17 protein-coding genes are annotated in these 20,006 nt (G+C 74.8%); 13 read left to right on the top strand and 4 right to left on the bottom strand.

Features of this window, described 5'->3' with window-relative positions; translation table 11 throughout:
- Positions 1 to 68: 68 nt before the first annotated feature.
- The 3 genes from ACFP1Z_RS22620 to ACFP1Z_RS22610 all read left to right on the top strand — a co-directional run bounded on the left by ACFP1Z_RS22620 (position 69) and on the right by ACFP1Z_RS22610 (position 2,367).
- Entirely contained in the window at positions 69 to 1,496 is a 1,428-nt protein-coding gene (locus tag ACFP1Z_RS22620; RefSeq protein ID WP_390318800.1) for a HEAT repeat domain-containing protein, read from the top strand.
- The gene (locus tag ACFP1Z_RS22615) at positions 1,493 to 2,059 is read left to right on the top strand and encodes a hypothetical protein (RefSeq protein ID WP_390318799.1); all 567 of its coding nucleotides are present in this window, start codon (positions 1,493 to 1,495) and stop codon (positions 2,057 to 2,059) included. The genes ACFP1Z_RS22620 and ACFP1Z_RS22615 overlap by 4 nt, the downstream gene beginning before the upstream one ends.
- A gap of 101 nt (positions 2,060 to 2,160) precedes the next feature.
- Positions 2,161 to 2,367: a DUF5302 domain-containing protein gene (locus ACFP1Z_RS22610; RefSeq protein ID WP_390318797.1), complete on the top strand. Its 207-nt coding sequence runs from the start codon at positions 2,161 to 2,163 to the stop codon at positions 2,365 to 2,367.
- A gap of 103 nt (positions 2,368 to 2,470) precedes the next feature.
- Here the strand turns inward: ACFP1Z_RS22610 and ACFP1Z_RS22605 are convergent, their stop codons facing one another.
- From ACFP1Z_RS22605 to ACFP1Z_RS22595, 3 genes are all read right to left on the bottom strand, one after another.
- Entirely contained in the window at positions 2,471 to 2,899 is a 429-nt protein-coding gene (locus ACFP1Z_RS22605) for a hypothetical protein (protein WP_390318796.1), read from the bottom strand.
- A 183-nt stretch (positions 2,900 to 3,082) separates the two neighbouring features.
- On the bottom strand, positions 3,083 to 3,592 hold the full coding sequence (locus ACFP1Z_RS22600) for a hypothetical protein (RefSeq protein WP_390318795.1): 510 nt from the start codon (positions 3,590 to 3,592) through the stop codon (positions 3,083 to 3,085).
- Positions 3,593 to 3,829: 237 nt separating this feature from the next.
- Positions 3,830 to 4,951 carry an alpha/beta hydrolase gene (locus ACFP1Z_RS22595; protein ID WP_390318794.1) on the bottom strand — a complete coding sequence of 374 codons (1,122 nt, stop codon included), beginning with the start codon at positions 4,949 to 4,951 and terminating at the stop codon, positions 3,830 to 3,832.
- A gap of 897 nt (positions 4,952 to 5,848) precedes the next feature.
- Here ACFP1Z_RS22595 and ACFP1Z_RS22590 point away from each other — a divergent pair.
- The 8 genes from ACFP1Z_RS22590 (at position 5,849) to ACFP1Z_RS22555 (ending at position 15,401) form a co-directional block, all read left to right on the top strand.
- A complete protein-coding gene (locus ACFP1Z_RS22590; RefSeq protein ID WP_390318792.1) occupies positions 5,849 to 8,017 on the top strand; it encodes a hypothetical protein in 2,169 nt (722 codons plus the stop codon).
- A gap of 65 nt (positions 8,018 to 8,082) precedes the next feature.
- Positions 8,083 to 9,606, top strand: a complete 1,524-nt coding sequence (gene pelF, locus ACFP1Z_RS22585) for a GT4 family glycosyltransferase PelF (protein ID WP_390318791.1) — start codon at positions 8,083 to 8,085, stop codon at positions 9,604 to 9,606.
- Positions 9,603 to 11,057 (top strand): hypothetical protein, encoded by a 1,455-nt coding sequence (locus ACFP1Z_RS22580; RefSeq protein ID WP_390318789.1) that lies wholly within the window; start codon positions 9,603 to 9,605, stop codon positions 11,055 to 11,057. The genes pelF and ACFP1Z_RS22580 overlap by 4 nt, the downstream gene beginning before the upstream one ends.
- A gap of 70 nt (positions 11,058 to 11,127) precedes the next feature.
- Positions 11,128 to 12,129, top strand: a complete 1,002-nt coding sequence (locus tag ACFP1Z_RS22575) for an SDR family NAD(P)-dependent oxidoreductase (protein WP_390318787.1) — start codon at positions 11,128 to 11,130, stop codon at positions 12,127 to 12,129.
- Between the two features lie 75 nt (positions 12,130 to 12,204).
- Positions 12,205 to 12,918, top strand: coding sequence for a nucleotidyltransferase family protein (locus ACFP1Z_RS22570; protein ID WP_390318785.1), 714 nt, complete (start codon positions 12,205 to 12,207; stop codon positions 12,916 to 12,918).
- Between the two features lie 10 nt (positions 12,919 to 12,928).
- Entirely contained in the window at positions 12,929 to 13,837 is a 909-nt protein-coding gene (locus ACFP1Z_RS22565; protein WP_390318783.1) for an NAD-dependent epimerase/dehydratase family protein, read from the top strand.
- Positions 13,834 to 14,490 carry a spherulation-specific family 4 protein gene (locus tag ACFP1Z_RS22560; RefSeq protein ID WP_390318781.1) on the top strand — a complete coding sequence of 219 codons (657 nt, stop codon included), beginning with the start codon at positions 13,834 to 13,836 and terminating at the stop codon, positions 14,488 to 14,490. The genes ACFP1Z_RS22565 and ACFP1Z_RS22560 overlap by 4 nt, the downstream gene beginning before the upstream one ends.
- Positions 14,487 to 15,401 carry an endo alpha-1,4 polygalactosaminidase gene (locus tag ACFP1Z_RS22555; protein WP_390318779.1) on the top strand — a complete coding sequence of 305 codons (915 nt, stop codon included), beginning with the start codon at positions 14,487 to 14,489 and terminating at the stop codon, positions 15,399 to 15,401. Before ACFP1Z_RS22560 ends, ACFP1Z_RS22555 begins: the two co-directional genes overlap by 4 nt.
- A gap of 70 nt (positions 15,402 to 15,471) precedes the next feature.
- Here the strand turns inward: ACFP1Z_RS22555 and ACFP1Z_RS22550 are convergent, their stop codons facing one another.
- Complete coding sequence (locus ACFP1Z_RS22550) at positions 15,472 to 15,870, bottom strand: YchJ family protein (protein ID WP_390318777.1); 399 nt, start codon at positions 15,868 to 15,870, stop codon at positions 15,472 to 15,474.
- 101 nt (positions 15,871 to 15,971) lie between these two features.
- On the opposite strand from ACFP1Z_RS22550, the gene ACFP1Z_RS22545 reads away from it, so the two are divergent.
- Together ACFP1Z_RS22545 and ACFP1Z_RS22540 are read left to right on the top strand one after the other, a co-directional pair.
- Entirely contained in the window at positions 15,972 to 19,031 is a 3,060-nt protein-coding gene (locus ACFP1Z_RS22545) for an AfsR/SARP family transcriptional regulator (protein WP_390318775.1), read from the top strand.
- A 102-nt stretch (positions 19,032 to 19,133) separates the two neighbouring features.
- Positions 19,134 to 19,901 (top strand): polysaccharide deacetylase family protein, encoded by a 768-nt coding sequence (locus ACFP1Z_RS22540; RefSeq protein ID WP_390318773.1) that lies wholly within the window; start codon positions 19,134 to 19,136, stop codon positions 19,899 to 19,901.
- Positions 19,902 to 20,006 lie beyond the last annotated feature (105 nt).

The following is a 20,006-nucleotide window of genomic DNA, read 5'->3' as shown; positions in this document are numbered from 1 at the left end:
GGCGGCAAGAATGCCGTCCGTGAGGAAATCCCGTTGCCAGCCGACTCCCCGCCACGGATGCTGACCCCATGTTCGATCCAGACATAGCGCCCAGCGGCACCCTGCTCGGCCTCCTCCAGCGAGGCCGCGGCGACGGGACGCTGCATGCCCTCGCGGCGCCGCGCGCGGAGGCGCTCGCCGCGCTGCACACCTGCGTGCTGCGCGACCCGCGCCGCGACTGGCAGGTCGAGAACCGCTCCCTGTACTACGCGCGCCTGTATCTGGAGCTGCACGGCGGACTCGACGAGATCGAACAGCATCTGTTCCACCCCGACGACCTGCTCGACACCTCCGAGGAGCGCACGGGGCTCGCCCTCGCCGTGCTCGGTCACCTCGCCTCGTACGGGCGCGCCGACGCCCTCGCGCTGCTGCGCCGCTACGCGGCCGGAGGCGGGAACTGGGCCTGGGCCCTCGACGAGCTCGCCCTGCGCGACGACGACGCGGCGCTCGCCGCCCTCGGCCCGCGTGTACTGGCCCGCTTCCCCCGCACCCCCGAGGGCGACGCCGCCCTCGCCGCGGCCGTGCGCGACGCCTTCGAGCCCCGCCCCTGGCGGCTGTGGGCCGACGAACAGCTCTCCCCGGCCACCGCGGCCCGGGTGCGCGCCGCGCGGGAACAGGGCTCCTTCGACCGCTGGCAGCGCCAGCTGCGCCCGACCGGGCCCCGCCCGGGCTGGAGCGTGCGCGAGGTCCTCGACTGGGCCCAGGAGGGCCTGGCCCTGCACCCCACCCAGCTGCGCCACGTCCCCGCCACCCGCTGTCTGACCGCCGTCGCGGGACCCGAGGACCGGCTGGAGATCATCGAGGCGGCCGCCTTCGGGCCGGAGGCGGCCCGCGCCACCGCGCTGCGCTATCTCGCCGAGCACCACGACCCGCAGGCCCTCGACCTCGTCGAGGCCGCCGCCGCCGACCCGGGCGGCCTCGTCGCCGAGGCCGCCGTCACCGCCTTCGAGCGCATGCGCTGCACGGAGGCCCTGGAGCGGGCCCGGATCTGGGTGCACCGCGGCGACGCCCTCGGCGCGGCCGCCGCCGGGATGCTCGCCTGCCGGGGCGGCGCCTACGACGCCGCGCTGGTGCTCGCCGCGCTGCGCCGCACCGTGCGGGCCGAGGGACCGGACGCGCCGGTGCTCCTGGAGCTCGTGCAGGGCGCCGGACGGCTGCGGATCACCTGCGCCGCGCCCGTACTGCGCCACGTCTACCGCGAGACCGCCTCCTCCCAGCTGCGCGGCCGCACCGCGCAGGCCCTCGCCGCCACCGACCCCTCCTTCGCGGCGGGTTTCGCCGTCGAGTGCCTGTGGGACTGCGAGGAGAGCACCCGCGAACTCGCCGCCCGCCACGCGACGACGGCCGACGCCCGCGTCGTCGCGCGACTGCGGCGCCTCGCCGCCGATCCGGCGGAGGAGGCCGAGGTGCAGACCGCGGTGCGCAGCCGCTTCGGGACGGACGTGCCGCTGGTATGACGGCCGCGCGCGTACGACGGCGTCGGCCCGCCGTCCCCGTCCTGCTGACCCTTGCCCTGGCCCTGGCCGCCTCGGTGGTCGCGCACCCCGTCGCGCGGGCCCTCGACCGGCCCCGGGGCGCGGCGGCCGACGCCCCGGCCTCCCGGGTCACCATCACCGAGGGCCGCGTCGACGAGACGGGGCCCGGCGGCACGATCGTCTACCCCGGTGTGACCAGCTGTCTGACGGTCACGGTGCGGCTGGGGGACGGCGGCAAGGCGGGCGCACACGCCAGTCTGTTCCAGGTGCCCGGCGCGTACCGCTCCGATGGGATCCTCGCCGCGCTGCGGGACCGCGTGGGAGCGCGGCCGGTGCGCCGGGTGGAGGTGCGCGGCGCGGTCGGCGCCTGGTACCCCGGCTACTTCACCAGGGCCATCGAGGCCTACGGGGACGGGGAGAGCGTCCCGTACCCGACCCGTCCGGACCCCGAGGGGATCGCGCGGGCGGTCGCCGAGGGGCTGGGCGTGCGCACCGCCGCGGTGAGTGTCGAGGACGTGCCCGACGGGGACCAGATCGTCCGCTGACGGAAGCCGGCGGAAGCCGCCCGGCCGGGGGAAAACCCGGTTCACCTCGGCCGCCGGCCGTGCGAAGCTGTGGCGACCACCGGTACGACCAGGAGGTTTCGATGACGGACGGCACAGAGCCGGAGCACGCCCCGCAGGCCGGGAGCGCCGGGGACGACGTGAAACGGAAGTTCCGCGAGGCCCTGGAGCGCAAGCGCGGCCGCTCGGCCGACCCCGGCACGACCGGTCGGGACCGCGACGGATCCAGGATCCACGGCACACACGGCAAGGCGGGCGGGCACCGCTCGTTCCGCCGCAAGAGCGGCTGACCCCGTTCGAGAGGACAACGGCCGCCGCCGCACCGGGTCCTGACGGTGCGACGGCGCCCTTCGCGCATTCTGCGGGGGCCAACGGCCCGCTCGCGCAGGGGAGTCAGGAGCGCCGGCGCATGAAGATCCGGCGCACCAGCCAGATCAGGAAGACGATGACGGCCACCACGAACAGCAGGATGAGCACGAGGACCACGATCAGCGCGACGCCGAGCTTGTGGAAGAAGCCCTTCTTCTTCTTGGGCTTGTCGGCCGCCGCGTGCCGGACGTGCTGCTGCGCTGTGGCCACGGCCGGTGCCTCGTGCTGTCCGGCGGCCTGCGGGCGGGCGGTGTCGTCCACGGCGAGCAGCGCCGTGACGGCGGCCGGCCGCCCCTCGGCGGTCGCCGGGCCGGCGGGCGCCAGCAGGGCGGCGGCCAGGGCCAGGGCCGCGACGACGGCCGCCCTGCGCGCCCGGCGCCCGAGCCGTCCGGCGAGCGGGACGGCTCCCGCCCGGCGGCCGCTCCGCTCGTCGTGCTTCAGGTCAGCTGTCATGCCACGCCCCCATGTCGTTCTGGGTGTCTGTTGGTCGTACGGGCGCGCCGACGCGTCACCACGAGGCGTGGTGACGGGGTGTCGGCGCGGCACCCATTATCCGCCCCGGCGTGGGCCGCTGAGCAGGGCGCATGGAGGTCGTACGGCCGTACCCGGCGTGGACGGCAGCCGGGGCGGCGGGCGTCAGCGGGTGCGCTGTCCTGCCGTGTCACGGGGGCGCAGCGGGTGCACCGTGGCCAACGGGCCCGTGACGTCGCGCTGTTGGGACGCCGAGTGCGGGGTGCGGTCGGTGTCCGGGACCCTCGGCGACTGCCGTACGCACCAGCCCACCGCGTAGGCCGCCAACGCCGCGACGGGTACGCCGAGTACGGCGACCTGGGTCCACTTCTGGGCGTAGTGCATCGCGGTCTCGGGTGTCGTGGTGAAGGTGACCATCGGTCCCCAGGTGTAGTAGCCCCACACCATGATCAGCTGGGAGGCGACCGCGCGGAGCACGGCGTGCAGCGCGGAGGGGGCGGTCGCGCCGACCAGGAACACGATCAGCGTGTAGGGCAGATAGCCGGAGGCGAGGCGGCTCGCGGCCGTGACGGTCAGGCCGTCCCCGTCGCCCGCGACCGCGATGTACAGCGAGCCGGCTCCGGCGGCCAGAGCGACCAGGACGGTCGTCGCCGTTCTGGTCAGAGCCCTCTTCATGGCGGTTCTCCTCACCTGTCTCCTCGAAGAACTCGTCCTCCGCGGCCGTGGTGCGCGGGGAACGACGGCTCCCAGCCTGCTGCACGCGTGTGTGGGAACGATGCCCGCGATATGACGGAACCGTCACAGGCCGGGGGACGGGTGCGGACCGGTCCGGACAAGGCCGTGGGGCGGCCGGTGAATTCACCGGCCGCCCCACGGCGCCTGATTCTCTGGTGCGTCGCCCTGCCCGGCGCCCTACTTGCCGGCGGCGGCGAGTTCCTTGTCCAGCCAGCGCAGCACGACCGGGTATTCCTCGCGCCACGTCTGGAAGTTGTGGCCGCCCTCCTCGCGGATGAGCTTGGTCACGCGCGTCGGCGCCTTGGCCTTCTCCGCGAATTTCAGGGTGGGGCCGTAGTTCTCCTCGCCCTGCTTGCTCGACGACAGCAGCAGCGAGACCGGCGGCGGGGGCATGTTCTCCAGGCGCCAGATCAGGTCGGCCTCGTTCTTGTACTTCTTGCTGCCGTCGTACAGGTCGCCGGTGGCCCGGTCCTGGCGGGCGAAGTAGTCGGCGGACAGGCCGGCGCCCGCGCCGTAGCGGGCCGGATTGGTCATGGGGAGTTTCAGCGCGCAGTAACCGCCGGTGGAATTGCCGACCGCGCCCCAGCTGCCCGGGGTGTCGGACGCGCGGTACGCCTCGGAGACGGCCAGCGGCAGATCCTGGTTGAAGAAGGTCAGCGCCTGCGGGCCGCCGGGGACGTCCGTGCAGTTGGTGTCACGGTCGGCGACCACCGAGGGGCGTACCAGGATGTAGATCGTCGGCCGGATCTCCTTCTTCATGATGGCGTCGGAGGCGGCCTGCGGCACCTTCAGCTGGGTGATGAGGTTCTTGGAGACGCCCGGCTGCCCGGTGATCGTCACGACCACCGGGAACCTGTCCTTCTCGTGCTCCTTCTGGAAGTACTGCGGCGGCAGATAGGCGTAGCCGTCCATCCTCAACCCGCTGACGGCGCCCCGGATTTCGATCCGGTCGACCTGTCCGGCCTTTTCCTTCGGACCCTTCAGGCCGATGGACTCCTGCCCCTGCACCTTCAGCAGCGGCTCGCGCTTGCCGCCCTCCTGGCCCTGCTGGAGCTCCTGCTTGCTGGAGTTCTTGCCGAGCAGCTCGTTCCAGTTGTTGTAGAACCCGAACTCCTTGTTCGCCACGACCAGCAGGACGGAGAGAATGCTGAGCTGGGTCACTGCCAGCAGGCCCAGCCGGGAGGCCCACGCGAGCAGTCCCTTCTTCCCGGCGCGTGGCCACAGCCACAGCACCAGGGTGCTCACCGCTGTCGCGATGAGCACGAGGACTATCAGAAACGTCTGGGACGTCAGGCCCACGGCGGTCACTCCTCTTGCAGCGTCTTTCTCCGGGAGTGAGACGGAGAAGTCCTGGGTAAAGGTTCACTCATTTCGTGGAAAATTTCGACTTATAGTGTCGAGGAATGCTGTGTTCGGTGTCGGTGCCGTGGTAGAAGGTCTGCTCCGCGCCCGGCCCGTCCCGCGCGCCCGCGATCTCCCTGGCCCGCGCCCCGGCGCGGAGGGCAACTCTGCTAAGAGGGAAGGGAGTTGCCTCCGGTTGCTTCCGACGTCCTCCCGTCGATCTTGTGCCCGCCGTCCGCCAGGGGCGGCGGATGGTTGCTCTGTGTGTATATAGCGTGACAAGGCGGGAAAGTCGGACAGCCGTCATCAGGACGATCTCAGCGCGCTCCGCGACTGCCGATACCCCTGGGGCGTGCTGCGCCGGAGGCGGCCTCCGTCACCCTGTGCGCCCGGGTAGCCACAGGTCATCGTCGGGATGGCAGGCGCCGGAGGCAGACGCCCCCGTCCCCGGCGGCCGTGCGGCGGTGCGGCGAATTCCGGCCAGCGCGCCACGAACTCCCCTGCGGCGACTGGGCGGTGAGCCGGGCGAGACCTTCACGCATGCCGCACTATATGGCTGGGCGGTCGAGAGGTTGTGAGCCTTTCGCGATCGTGCACCCACGTGCCCGACGCCCGACGACGCCGCCGCGCGGCCTCGGCTCCGGCCGCGCGGCCGGAGCGCGGACGCCGGTCCGCGCCCAGGGAGGGAAGCGGCGGCCGGGTGGGGAGGCCCGGCCGGCCCGGAGCCCTGTTGTTCGTGGTTCTTGGGGACCTGGAAACCGTTCGTGCGGGCGAGGCGTCCATCCGGTGCTGCCCGCACCCGTGCACCGGACGGCGGCGCGCGCCCCGCGCCCGGCCGTCCTGGGGGGAGTTGTCATGGGTCGTACGACCCGTCTTGCCGCGACATGGACCGCGGCCGCCCTGCTCGCCGTGGCCACACCGACGATCGCGGCCCAGGCCGCCGACGCGGCACCGAGGATCGATCTGCGGGTGCTGCTCGTCGACGACGGCGGCCCCGCCACCGAGGCACTGCGCGCCGAGCTCGACGAGGCCGGCACCCCGTACACCAGGGTCGACCTCACCGACCCCGCGCGCCCGCGCATCGACGACGCGTTCCTGTCCGACGCCACCGACCCCGCGACCGGCAGACCCCGCGCCAGGTTCCAGGGCGTCGTGCTGCCGAACGACAACCCCTTCGGCCCGGACTCGCCGGAGATGGCCGCCCTCGCCGGCTACGAGAAACGATTCGGCATACGCCAGGTCGACGCGTACACCTACGCCCGGCCCGCCGTCGGCCTCAACACCCCCGAATACAGCGGAACTTTGGACGGCAGGACCGCCCAGGTGACCACGGACGGCACCGGCCCGTTCGGCTATCTCCGCAAGAACGTCCCCTTCGAGGACAACGACCCCCAGGTGAGCGAGAGCTACGGCTACCTCGCCACCCCGCTGGCACAGCAGCAGCCCGGCGCGAGCTACACCAGCTACCTCGACGCCCCCGTCCCCGGCAGCGACCGGCGCGGCTCGCTCATCGGCCAGTACACCCACGACGGCCGCAGCGAACTCGTCGTCACCTTCGTCGCCAACCAGTACCAGTCCCAGTTCCGGCTGGTCTCCCGCGGCATCGTCGAATGGCTCACCCAGGGCGTGCACCTGGGCGCCTCCCGCAACTACTTCGCGGTCCACGTCGACGACCTCTTCGCCTCCGACGACCGCTGGGACACCAAGCTCAAGTGCACCCCCGGCGACGTCGACTGCCCCGGCAACCCCGACCCCCAGCACCCCCCGATCCGGATGACCCCCGCCGACGCCGTCCACGCCCGGCAGTGGTCCAAGGACCACAACCTGCCCATCGACTTCGCCTACAACGGCGTCGGCAGCGAGGAGTACCGCGCGGCCCACGGCGGCGCCCCCGACCCGCTGCTGCAGCAGCTCACCGCCGACCAGAAGTCCTTCCGCTGGATCAACCACACCTACACGCACGCCTTCCTCGGCTGCCGGCAGAACACCACCACCGTCCCGTGGAAGTGCGCCACCGACGCCCAGGGCACCGTGCGCTGGGTCGACGCGGACACCATCAGCGGCGAGATCGGCAAGAACCTCGACTGGGCCGCCCGCCAAGGACTCGTCCTCGACCGCGACGAACTCGTCACCGGAGAGCACTCCGGACTGCGCACCACCCCCCAGCAGCCCGACGACAATCCCAACCTCGCACCCGTCCTCGCGAAGTCCGGCGTCGCCTGGATCGGCAGCGACACCTCCCGCGAACGCGCCCAGCGCCCCGTCGGCCCCGCGCTGACCGTGCCCCGCTACCCCATGAACGTCTACTACAACGCGGGCAGCGCCACCGAGGAGACCGACGAGTACAACTGGCTCTACACCAAGAAGGCCGACGGCGGCAGCGGCATCTGCGAGCACTCCACGACCACCACCTGCCTCAAGGCCCCCCTCGACATGAAGACCGGCTTCGCGTCCTACATCGTCCCGCTGGAGAGCCGTATCGCCCTCGGCCACGTCCTCGCCAACGACCCCCGGCCGCACTTCATGCACCAGTCGAACCTCGCCGAGGAGCGCATCGGCCTGACCGTCCTGGAGAAGGTGCTCTCCGACTACCAGGGCCTCTTCGCCGACAACACCCCGCTGGTCAACCTCCGCATGCGCGACATCGGCGCCGAACTGTCCAGGCGGGCCGCCTGGAACACCGCCCTGGCCGCCGGCAAGGTCACCGCCTACCGCGTCGGCACCACCGTCACCATCGACGCGCCCGCCGGCGTCCAGGCCACCGCCACCGTGCCCGCCGGCACCCAGCAGCAGGGCGCCACCGCCTTCGGCACCGCCTACGCCGGAGCACGCTCCGGCTGGGCCGCGCCCGCCCCCGGCCAGGACCGCATCACCCTCACCCTGCCCGCCACCGCGGCCGCGCCCGCCGCGCACCCGGCCACCGGTCCGGCCGCGCACCCCCAGCCGCCGGCGCCCGCCCTGCCCGTGCCGCAGGCCGTGCGCCACGCCCTGCCGCTGGGGCCCGGGGACACCACCCGCCGCTGACCCGCCACCCGCCCGGTGCCGGGCCGTCCCACAGCCGCGCCTCGTCTGGGAGAGAACCGACTTTCATGCACGGACCGTCCGCCCGAACGGCAACCGACACCCCTTCGGTGACCCTGCTCACCGAAGGGACCTACCCGCACAGCCACGGGGGAGTGAGCGTGTGGTGCGACCAGCTGGTCCAGGGCATGCCCGACGTCGACTTCCGGATCATCGCGGTGACCGGCACCGGCCGGGAACCCCTCGCCTGGGAGCTCCCCGCCCACGTCCGGGACGTGGAGTGCCACCCGCTGTGGGGGCCGCCCCCGCCCGGCCGCGCCCCGCGCGGCCGGGCCCGGCGGGCCTTCCTCGGCACGTACGAGCAGTTCCTCCTCGCGCTCCTCGACCCCGCGCGCGAGCACACCTTCCCCACCGGCTTCTACCGGCTCGCCGAGTACGCGACCGCCGGTACCCTCTCCGCCGCGCTGCGCACCGAGGCCGCGGCCCGCACCCTCGTACGCGTGTGGAACAGCCCGCGCCTGGACACCGCCGCGGCCCGCCCCACCCTGCACGACGCGCTGACCGCCACCGACCTGCTGGAGCACGCGCTGCGCCCGCTCGCCGCACGGCCCCCCGCCACCGGCATCACCCACGCCGTCAGCGGCGGCCTCGCGGCCGTGCCCGGACTGCTCGCCCAGCAGCGCCACGGCACCCCCTTCCTCCTCACCGAGCACGGCATCTATCTGCGCGAGCGCTATCTGGGCTTCCGCGCCGAGCCCTACCGGTGGCCGGTCAAGGCGCTCATGCTCGCCCTGTTCCGGCTGCTGGCCGCCGAGACCTACCGCCGCGCCGCCCTCGTCACCCCCGGCAACCGCTACAACCGCCGCTGGGAGGAGCACGGGGGCACCCCGCCCGAACGCATCCGCACCGTCTACAACGGCGTCGACCCCACCGCCTTCCCGCCCGCCGGACCCGAGCCCGCCGCCCCGACCCTGAGCTGGGCCGGCCGCGTCGACCCGATCAAAGGGCTGGAGACCCTCATCCGCGCGTACGCGCTCGTCCGCGAGGAGATACCCGCCGCGCGGCTGCGCCTGTTCGGCGGCACACCGCGCGGCGGCGAGGGCTACCGCACCGCCTGCGAGAACCTCGCCGCCGAGCTCGGCGTCGGCGACGGCGTCGTCTTCGAGGGCCGCGTCGAGGACATCCGCGACGCCTACGCCGCCGGCAACGTCGTCATGCTCTCCAGCATCAGCGAGGGCTTCCCCTTCACCCTCATCGAAGCCATGTCCTGCGGCCGCGCCACCGTCTCCACCGACGTGGGCGGGGTCCGCGAGGCCGTCGGCGACGCCGGGCTGGTCGTCCCGCCCCGCGACCCGCACGCGATGGCACAGGCCGCGCTCACCCTGCTGCGCGACGACGGACTGCGCGCCCGCATGGGCGAGGCCGCCCGCCTGCGGGTGATCGAGCAGTTCACGCTCCGGCAGACCATCACCGCCTTCCGCGACATCTACCGCGACCTGTGTGCCGCGGCCGCGCCCCGGCCCGGCGCCGCGCACCGCTCCGACGCCTGCCCGGCCCCCGCGCTGGCCCTCGCCGCGGGCGGTGCGGGATGAGCGGATTACTGCGCCTGGTCCCCGACGAGCCCGAGCCCGTCCACGGCCTCGCCACCCCAGCCCGCCACAGCGGGCACCCCCGCCCGGCCGGCCCGGCCGACCCCCTGGACGCGCTCGCCGAGGAACTCGCCGAGGTCTGCGCCGCGGCCGTGCACCCCGACGAGATCGCCGCCGTCCTGGAGGCCGACGGGCTCACCGGCGAGCAGATCACCGAACGCTACGGCCGGGCCGACGCCTTCGACCTCGCCGCCGAGCTCTACGCCCGCGTCCCCCGCAGCCACCCCGAACCCCCGCCCCGGCCCGACCCCTGGAAGGTCCACCCCGCCCAATTCCCGCTGCGCTCCCTGGTGTTCACCCTGCCCGGCTTCGGCTACGCGCTCGGCGCGCCGATGATGACCGGCGCCCGCGACCACTACGGGCTGCCGCAGGGCACCGCCGCGCTGGTCGCCTCCGCCCTGCTCGCCTGGGCCTTCAACCAGGGACTCGCCCACCGCGCCTATCTGCGCCTGGCCGGCGGCGGGCGCCCCGCCGCCGCGCGGGTGCTCGCACGGGGCGCGCCGCTGGGCGCGCTGCTGGCCACCGCGGCCGCGCTCGCGCTGCCCGCCCCGGCGCCCGTACGGGCCTTCGCCGCCGGACAGGCCGGCTACCTCGCCGCCGCCACCTGCCTGCTGGTGCTGGGGCGGGAGAGGCTCCTGCTGCTCGTCCTGCTGCCCACCGCCGGGGGAGCGGCCCTGCTGCCCGTACTGCCGCTGCCGGTCACCGCGCGCGTCCTGCTGCTGCTCGCCACGCTGTGCGGCGCGGCCGGCGTCGCCGTCCGTGAACTCCTGGGCGCCCGCGGGGAGCCGGTGCCGGGCGGGGCGGGCGCGCTCTCGCCGCTCGCCTCGCTGCCCTACGGTCTCTTCGGCCTGGGCTGCGGGGTGCTCACGACCCTCGCCGCGCTCGGCGACGTCCTGCGCGCGAGCACCGGGGCGCGGGCGGCCGGGCCCGCCGTCGTCTCCCTGACCCTGAGCATGGGCGCCGCCGAGTGGCTCCTCTACCGCTGCCGGGGACGCTCCCTCGCGGCCCTCGCCCGCGCCACCACCCGCCCGGGGCTGCTGCTGCGGGTGGCCGGGGTGCTCGCCCGCTGCCTCGCCGGCTATCTGGCCGTCCTGCTCGCCCTCGACCTGACGGTCAGCCGGATCTGGCACGGAGGACCGCCCTTGACCGTGGCACGCCTGGCCGCGCTGCTCGCCCTGGGAGCCGTGCTGTGGACGGGGCTGCTGCTCCAGGCGTTCGGGCTCGGACGGCTCCCGGCCCTGCTGTGCCTGGCCGCCGCCGGGGCCGAGAGCGCCGCCCTCGCCCTGCGGATCTCCACGGCCACCGCCGTGCAGCTCCTGGTGTGCGCCACCACGGCCGCCGCCCTGCTCGCCGCCGCCACCGCCCTGCTGGGCCGGCTGACCACGCACCGCTGACCGCCGCCTGCCCGACCACCGACCGATTCCGACAACCCGTCAGAAAGCTCCGACCAAGGGGGACCCGCACATGACCGCATCCGCACTCGCCGCCGTCACCGGAGCGGAGGGATTCATCGGCTCGCACCTGGTGGAGGCGCTCGTCGCCGCCGGCCACAAGGTCCGCGCCATGGTGCAGTACAACTCCTTCTCCTCCTACGGCTGGCTCGACACCCTCGACCAGGACGTGCTCGCCGAGGTCGAGGTCGTCCTCGGCGACGTCCGCGACCCCGGCTCCGTCGGCGGCCTCGTCCAAGGCGCCGGAACCGTCTACCACTTGGCCGCCCTCATCGCGATCCCGTACTCCTACCGCGCCCCGCACAGCTACGTGGAGACCAACGTCACCGGCACCCTCAACGTGCTGGAGGCCGTCCGCGCCCAGGGCGTCCCGCGCCTGGTCCACACCTCCACCAGCGAGACCTACGGCACCGCGCGGACCGTGCCGATATCCGAGGACCACCCCATCAACACCCAGTCCCCGTACGCCGCGTCCAAGGCCGGCGGCGACCGGCTCGCCGACAGCTACCACGCGAGCTTCGGACTGCCCGTGGTCACCCTGCGCCCCTTCAACACCTTCGGCCCCCGCCAGTCCATGCGCGCCGTCATCCCCACCGTCATCGGCCAAGTGGCGGCCGGCTCCCGGGAGATCACCCTCGGCGACCTGCGGCCCACCCGTGACTTCAGCTACGTCAAGGACACCGTCGCCGCCTTCCTCGCCGTCGGCACCGCCCCCGCCGAGGCGGTCGTCGGCCGCACCTTCAACTCCGGTACGGGCGAGGAGATCTCCGTCGGCGAACTGGTCGGCCTGATCGGCAAGCTCATGGACGCCGAACTCGACGTCCGCTCCGACGCCGAGCGCGTCCGCCCGGCCGACTCCGAGGTCATGCGGCTGGTCTGCGACGCGGGCCGGCTGCGGGCCGCCACCGGCTGGGCACCCGCCCACACCCTGGAGGAAGGGCTGCGCCGCACCATCGACTTCTTCCGCGACCCGCTGAACCTCGCCCGCTACAAGGCCGGCATCTACAACGTCTGACGCGCCCGGACCGCGCCGCGCCCCCCGCGCGCCGGTATCCCGCGCCGCACCCCACGCAGAGAGGAACAGCACCTCATGCACGCAGTCATCCTCGCCGGAGGCAAGGGCGTCCGGCTCCGCCCGTACACCACCGCCCTGCCCAAGCCGCTCGTGCCCATCGGCGACCAGCACGCGATCCTGGAGATCGTGATGCGCCAGCTGTCCGGAGCGGGCTTCACCAGCTGCACCCTGGCCATCGGCCACCTCGGCCACATCATCCGCGCCTACGTCGGCGACGGCTCCCAGTGGGGCATGAAGGTCGACTACACCACCGAGGAGAGCCCGCTGGGCACCATGGGCCCGCTGCTGACGATGCGCGAGAGGCTGCCCGAGCACTTCCTCGCGATGAACGGCGACATCCTCACCGACCTCGATTTCGGCGACGTGCTCCGCACCCACATCGCCTCCGGGGCCCCGCTGACCATCGCCACCTACGCCCGCCGGGTCAGCATCGACTTCGGGGTGCTGACCACCGACTCCGGCCGCGTCGTCGGCTTCGCCGAGAAACCCAGCCTGGACTACCGCGTCTCCATGGGCGTCTACGGCGTCTCCCGCGCCGCCCTGGAGCGCTACACCCCCGGCCTGCCGCTCGGCTTCGACGAACTCGTCCTCGACATGCTGGGCGCCGACACCCCGCCGCACGCCTACGAGTTCGACGGCTACTGGCTCGACATCGGCCGCCCCGACGACTACGACCGGGCCAACCGGGAGTTCTCCCTGCACCGCGACATGCTCATCAAGGGAGCGTGACCGTAACCCCATGCGCATCCTCGTCCTGGGAGCCACCGGCTTCCTGGGCCGGCACATCGCCCGACGCCTGCGCACCCTCCCGGGCGCGCGGGTGCTCGTGGCCGGCCGGCCCCCCGGCGCGGACCTGCCCGCCGACCTCGTCACCGACGACGCGGAGCAGCTGGCCGCCCGGCTGCGCCGGGCCGCGCCCGACGCCGTCGTCAACTGCGCCGGCGCGGTCGGCGGCAGCCCGGTGACCCTCGCCGCCCTCAACGCCCGCGGCCCCGCCGTACTGTGCGAGGCGCTGCGCGCGGCCGCCCCCGCCGCCCGCCTGGTCCACCTCGGCTCGGCCGGCGAGTACGGGCCCGCCGACGGCCGGCGCCCCCGCAGCGAGACCGACCCCGCCGGCCCGCTCGGCCTCTACGGCGCCACCAAGCTCGCCGGCACCCTCGCCGTGCGGGAATCGGGCCTGGACGCCGTCGTCCTGCGGGTCTTCAACCCCGTCGGCCCCGGGGCCCCGGCCGGCTCGCTGCCCGGCCGGCTCGCCGCCGAACTGCTCCGGGCCGGGCCCGAGGGCCGGATCGAGGTCGGTGACCTGTCCGCCCACCGGGACTTCGTCGACGTCCGCGACGTGGCCGAGGCCGTCGCCCGCGCGGTGGCCGCCGCCCCGGACAGCCTGCCGGACCTGCTGAACATCGGCAGCGGTACGGCCCGCCCGGTCCGCGACGTCGCCGGCGCGCTCATCGCGGCGGCCGGGTTCCGGGGCGTCCTCGACGAGGGCGGCGCGGGCTCGCCGCGCTCCGCCGCCGTCCCCTGGACGCAGGCCGACATCACCCTCGCCGCCCGCAGCCTCGGCTGGTCCCCGCGCGTGCCGCTGGCCGACTCCCTGGCCGACCTGTGGGCCGAGACGGCGGCCCGGACGGGGGAGCGTGCCCGGTGAAACTGCTCGTCCCGCTCTACGTCCACCCCGGCGTCGACCCCGCGGCCTGGGAGGCCCTCGCCGCCGCCGCGCCCCGTCTGCACGGCGTGGTCCTCAACGCCGCCGACGGCCCCGGCCCGCGCCCCGACCCCGCGTTCACCGCCGCAGCCGAGCGGCTGCGCGGCGCGGGCGTGACCCTCTTCGGCTACGTCGACACCGGCTACGGCCGCCGCCCGCCGCGTGCCGTCGCCGCCGACGTCCGCCGCCACCGCAGGTGGTACGGCGTGGACGGCGTCTTCTACGACCAGGCCGCCGCGCACCCCGCGCTGCTGCCCCGCTACCGGCGGCTGCTGATCGTCGCCAGGGCACTGGGCGCGCGCACCGCCGTACTGAACCCGGGCACCCACCCCGACCCCGGTTACGCGGAACTCGCCGATCTGCTCGTGACGTTCGAGGGCAGCTGGGAGAGTTACACGCACGTCACGGTCCCGCCGTGGACGCGCGCCCACCCGCCGGAGCGCTTCTGCCACCTCGTCCACGGCGTGCCCCCCGAGCACGCCCGGGCGGTGGCCCGCACGGCCGGCGGGCGCGGGGCCGGGGTGCACTGCGCGGTGCCCGGCCGGGGGGCCAACCCCTGGCGGCACGTGCCCTGGACCTTGAGGGAGGCGTCATGACCGCGCAGGCCCGCACCCGGCGTCGGCTCGCCGCACTCACGGCGGCGGGACTGCTCGCCCTGGCCGGCTGCTCCTCCGGGGGCGGCTCCGCCAAGGGCGGCTCCGAGACCCGTACGGACCGTACGGCGCCCGGCACCCCGCCCTCCTCCTCCGCCGCCCCCACCCCGGGCCGCAGCCCGCAGGGCACCCCGGGCGGGAGCGGAGCGGACGGCCACTGGCGGCCCCGCCCCGGCACGGCCTGGCAGTGGCAGCTCGACGGCGCGGTCGACACCTCCGTCGACGCGCCCGTCTACGACATCGACGGCTTCGAGAACGACGCGCGCACCGTGGCGCGGCTGCACGACCGGGGCCGCAAGGTGATCTGCTACATCAACGCGGGCGCCTGGGAGGACTTCCGCGACGACCACGACGCGTTCCCCGAGTCGCTGCTCGGCGCGAAGAACAAGGGCTGGAAAGGCGAGAAGTGGCTCGACATCCGCCGCCTGGACGTGCTCGCGCCCCTCATGGGCAAACGCATGGACATGTGCCGGGAGAAGGGCTTCGACGCCGTGGAGCCCGACCTCACCGAGGGATTCCGCAACAACACCGGCTTCCCGCTGACGGCGGCGGACCAGCTCGCCTTCAACCGGATGCTCGCGCGGCAGGCCCACGAGCGGGGCCTGGCCGTCGGACTGAAGAACGACCTCGAACAAGTCCCGCAGCTCGTCGGGGACTTCGACTTCGCGGTCAACGAACAGTGCGCGCAGTTCAAGGAATGCGACCGGCTGCGGCCCTTTGCCGAGCACGGCAAACCGGTCTTCCACGTCGAGTACGAACTGCCGAAGGAGGACTTCTGCGCGGGCACGCGGCAGCTCGGCTTCAGCTCCATGCGCAAGAAACTCGGTCTCGACGCCTGGCGCGAACCCTGCTGAACACCCCCGGCCAGGGGCGGGCGGGGCGGCCGGGAGCCGGCCCGGCCGCCCCTTTCACGGCACGGCGTCCTCAAGGAGCGGCGTCCAGATACACCCACTGCCCGCTCTCGCGCACGAAACGGCTGTTCTCGTGCTGGGCATCGGCATACCGTCCCACCTCGTAATGGGCACGGAACTCCACCGTGCCCTCGTCGTGGAAGGCCGAACCGCCCGTCGTGGCGAGGATCTCCAGCCGCGTCCACTTCACCGTGGGATCGAAGTCGACGGCCGGCGGGCGCGTACTGGAATGCCACGAGCGCAGCAGATACGCCGCGTCCTGGAGGGCGAACGCGCTGAACCGCGAGCGCATGAGCTGCTCGGCCGTCGCGGCCGAGCGCTTCCCGGAGTGCAGACTGCCGCAGCAGTCCCCGTACGGACCGCCGTGCCCGCAGGGACAGGGGGCGCCGGCGTTGACGTTGAATCGAGACACCCCGCAATTGTGCCTGCCGGGCACACCCCTGGTCCGCGTCCGGGCCGCTCGCCTATGATCGAGCCCGCCACTCTTCAGTCGAAAAGCGGGAGAATTCACTCTTGGGCGCAGCGGCCGCCGGGATCCGGATCCAGTTGCTCGGGCCGGTCCGGTACGTCTCGCCCGCACACGGCGCGCTCTCCCCGGGCGCCCGCGGCCCGCAGGCCGTCCTCGCGGCCCTGGCCCTGCGCGCCGGCACCCTGGTGACGACGAGCCAGATAGTCGACGGGCTCTACGAGTCCGACCCGCCGCCCTCCGCCCGGCGCGTCGTCGTCAACTACGTGCACCGGCTGCGCTCCCGCATCACCCCCGACCGCTCCCACCGGGCGGCCGACGGCGGGGCCGCGCCCGAGGTCATCGAGTCGGCCGCCGGCGGCTACCTCCTGCGGCTGCCCCCGGACTCCGTCGACGCCCTGCGCTTCACCCGCCTGACCGAACAGGCCCGCACCGCCGCCGCCGACGGCACCCCCGAGAGCGCCGTCGCCCTCCTGGAGGAGGCGCTCGGCCTGTGGCAGGGCCCGCCGCTCGCCGGGCTCACCGGCCCCTACGCCCACGCCCAGCGCCAGGCCCTGACCGAGCAGCAGGCCGGCGCGCTGGAGCACTATCTGGAGCTGCTGCTGGAGTGCGGCCGGCACGCCGACGCCGTCCCCGGCATCCTGAGCGCCCTGGACCTGCACCCCTACCGCGAGCGGCTGCACCGCGCGCTGATGCTCGCCCTGTACCGCTCGGGCCGTACCGCCGACGCTCTTGCCGCCTACGACCGCGCCCGCCGCGTGCTCGACGAGGAACTCGGCGTCGACGCCGGCCCCGCCCTGAAGGCCGCCCACGCCGCGATCCTCGCCGGCGAGGCCGGGGCCGCCACCCCCTCGCCGGGCCGCCCCGCCGCCCGCGGGGCCGCGCCCCCGGCCACCGCCCCGGCACCCGCCGGCGTACCCGCCGCACCGGCCGTCCCCGCCCAACTCCCCGCCCCGCCCGCCGACTTCACCGGCCGCGCCGACCAGGCGGCCGCCCTCGCGCGCACGCTCACCGGCACCGCCGACAGCACCTCCGGCAGCGCCGTCGACAGCGGCGACGGCGGCTCGCCCGCCGTGGCCGTCATCACCGGCATGGGCGGCGTCGGCAAGACCTCCCTGGCCCTGCGCACCGCCCACGCGGTCCGCGGCCGCTTCCCCGACGGCCAGCTCTACGCCGAACTGCGCGGCGCCGACGGCGACCCCGTCGACCCCGGGGACGTCCTCGGCGGCTTCCTCGCCGCCCTCGGCGTGCCGCCCGCGCGCGTCCCCGCCCGTACCGCCGACCGCGCCGCCCTCTTCCGCTCCGCGCTCGCCGGCCGCGCCGTCCTGCTCGTCCTCGACAACGCCGTGAGCGTCGCCCAGGTCCAGCCCCTGCTGCCCGGCAGCGGCCGGTGCGCCGTGCTCGTCACCGCCCGCGCCCTCACGGCCATGCCCGCCACCGCGACCCTGCCGCTCGACGGGCTCGGCCCCGACGACGCCGTCGCGCTCATCGGCCGGATCGCCGGAGCGCACCGCATCGAGCAGGAGCCGCGGGCCGTCGCCGCGCTCGCCGAGGTCTGCGGCAGGCTGCCGCTCGCCCTGCGGGTCACCGCCGCCCGGCTCGCCGCCCGCCCCGCCTGGAGCGTCGAGGCGCTGCTCGCCCGGATGTCCGACGAGGCCCGGCTGCTCGGCGAGCTGCGCGCGGGCGACCTCGCCGTGGAGGCCGCCTTCGAGATGTCCTTCGCGCAGCTCGACCGCGCGCACGCCCGCGCCTTCATGCTGCTGTCGCTGCCGCACCGCACCGAATGGGACATCGAGGCCGCGGCCGCCGTGCTGGAGCTGCCCTGCCCCGACGCCGAGGACGTCCTGGAGGCACTCGTCGACGCGGCCCTGCTGGAGACCCGCGCGCCGGGCCGCTACCGCTACCACGACCTGGTCGGCGTCTACGCCCGCGCCAAGGCCCGCGCCGGACTGGGCGGACGACAGCGCCTGGACGCGGTCGTCCGCGCCGTCGACTTCCTGTGCGCCGGAGTCGTCCGCGCCGTCCTCGCCAGCCAGCCGCTGGGCAAACCGCTCACCAACGAGTGCCACCCGCGCCGCTCGGCCGGACCCGACGTGGGCGAGGGGCCCGCGGCCGTCGCCTGGGTGCGCGGCGCCCTGCCCGCGCTCACCGCCCTCGTCGAACAGGCGGCGGCCTGCGACGACGCCGACGCCGTCGCGCTCGCCGTCGACATCCTCGCCCTCATGCCCTGCTTCGAGGAGTCGGTGCCCCTGGCCTCCCTGGTGCGGGCCGCCGCCGACCTCGTCCCCGCCGCCCAGCGGCTGTGCGGCGACGACCACGTCGGCACCGCGCACTTCGCGGCCGGCGTCATCCACCGCAACCACGCCTCCTCCGACCGCTCCCGGGACCACCTGCTGACGGTCCTCGAACTCTTCGGCGAGACGCCCACCCTCGCCGACGGCTCCCGCCGCTTCCTCGCCGTGCTCTTCGCGCTGTCGATGCTCGCCGAGCTGTACCTGGAGCGCGGTGACTTCGCCGCCGCCCGCACCTGCGCCGAGCGCTCGGTCGCCCTCGCCGAGGCCACCGGCGACCGCAGACTGTGCGCCCGGCGCCGCACCGTCCTGCTCCAGGTGGAGGTACGCGACCCCGGGCGGGCCACGGACCTCGCCCGCATCGGCGCCGAGTGCCGGGAGCTGGCCGCCCGCTTCACCGGCGAGACCGACGGCGAGTGGCTGATGACGGTGCTCATGACCGAGGCCCACAGCTTCTTCCAGGACGGCCGGCACACCGACGCCGTCCGGCACTACACCCGGGTGCTGGAGCAGGCCCGGGCCTCCGGCCACGGCCGCATCGAGACCGAGAGCCACTACCGGCTCGCCGAGGCCCTGCTGGCCGCGGGCGGCACGGAAGCCGCCCTCGACCACGCGCGCCGTGCCCTGGAAGGCGCCCGCCTCGCCCAGGAACACCTGCTCACGGCCCGGGGCCACCAGGTGCTCGGGCAGGCGCTGCGCCACGCCGGGCAGGACACGCGGGCCACCGGACACCTGCGGCGGGCCCGCGCCCTCTACCGCGAACTGGGGCTGCGCGCCGACGCCGAGGCCACCTCCGCGCTCCTGAACGGCTCCTGACACCCCGTCCGGCCCACACCCCTGGGGTGGCGGCCCGGCACCGGCTCGGGAATCATCGGGAACCGTCGGAGCGCACCGCGACCGCAGGAGGAGAGTGCGTCCATGCCCGTATCCCGGCAGCCGGCCCCCGCCCGCCGTCCGGCGCACCGGCGGTCCCGCGCCGGGGCCCTGACCGCCGCCGTCGCCGCCCTCACGGCCCTGCTCGCCCCGGCCCCCGCGACGGCCGCCCCCACCACCGACGAGCGGGCGCCCGGCTACGACCAGGCGCGGTGCGGCAACAGATCCGGCCGCGTGCTGCTCTCACTGGACGACTGGTCCTACGACGACCCCGAACGGGCCGTGCGGGTGGGGGAGTACCTGCGCGGCAAGGGCATCCGCGCCGCCTTCTTCCTCATCGGCCAGTACGCGGCGCAGCAGCCGCGCATCGCCGAGGACCTCCGCAAGCAGGGCCACTGGGTCGGCAACCACAGCTACTCCCACCCGCATCTGCCCCGCCTGTCCGAGTCCCGCGCCCGGCAGGAGATCCACGACGGGGTGCACAGCTCCCTGCTGCGCCCGCCCTACGGGGACTTCGGCCCGCGCGAGGAGCGCCTCGCCGCGGGGCTGGGCCAGCGGATCTGCACCTGGACCGTCGACACCCTCGACTGGCAGACCTCCGGCGGCGTCTTCCGCTCCCCGGAGGCGCTGCGCGCGAGCGTGCGCGAGGCCCCGGCGTCGGCCAAGACCGGCGGGGTGATCCTCGGGCACCTGTTCACCCGGTTCCCCGACGCGCTGCCCGGCATCGTCGCCGACCTCAGGGACCAGGGCTACCGCTTCTGCCGCAACACCGGGCCCACGACACCGGCCATCGCCGACCCCCTCCCGTGCTGAGCGGACCCGGCACGGCCGGGCGGCGGGCCGGCGGTACGGGGCGGTGCCGCCCGGACCAGCGAGCGCACCCGCCGTGCCGGGTGCCACACCCCGTCGTCCGACGCA

The organism is Streptomyces gamaensis (assembly GCF_042656465.1).
In the GTDB taxonomy this organism is placed as follows: Bacteria; Actinomycetota; Actinomycetes; order Streptomycetales; family Streptomycetaceae; genus Streptomyces; species Streptomyces gamaensis.
The sequence above is the reverse complement of the archived record's forward strand: the minus strand, read 5'-3'. Positions and strand labels throughout refer to the sequence as shown.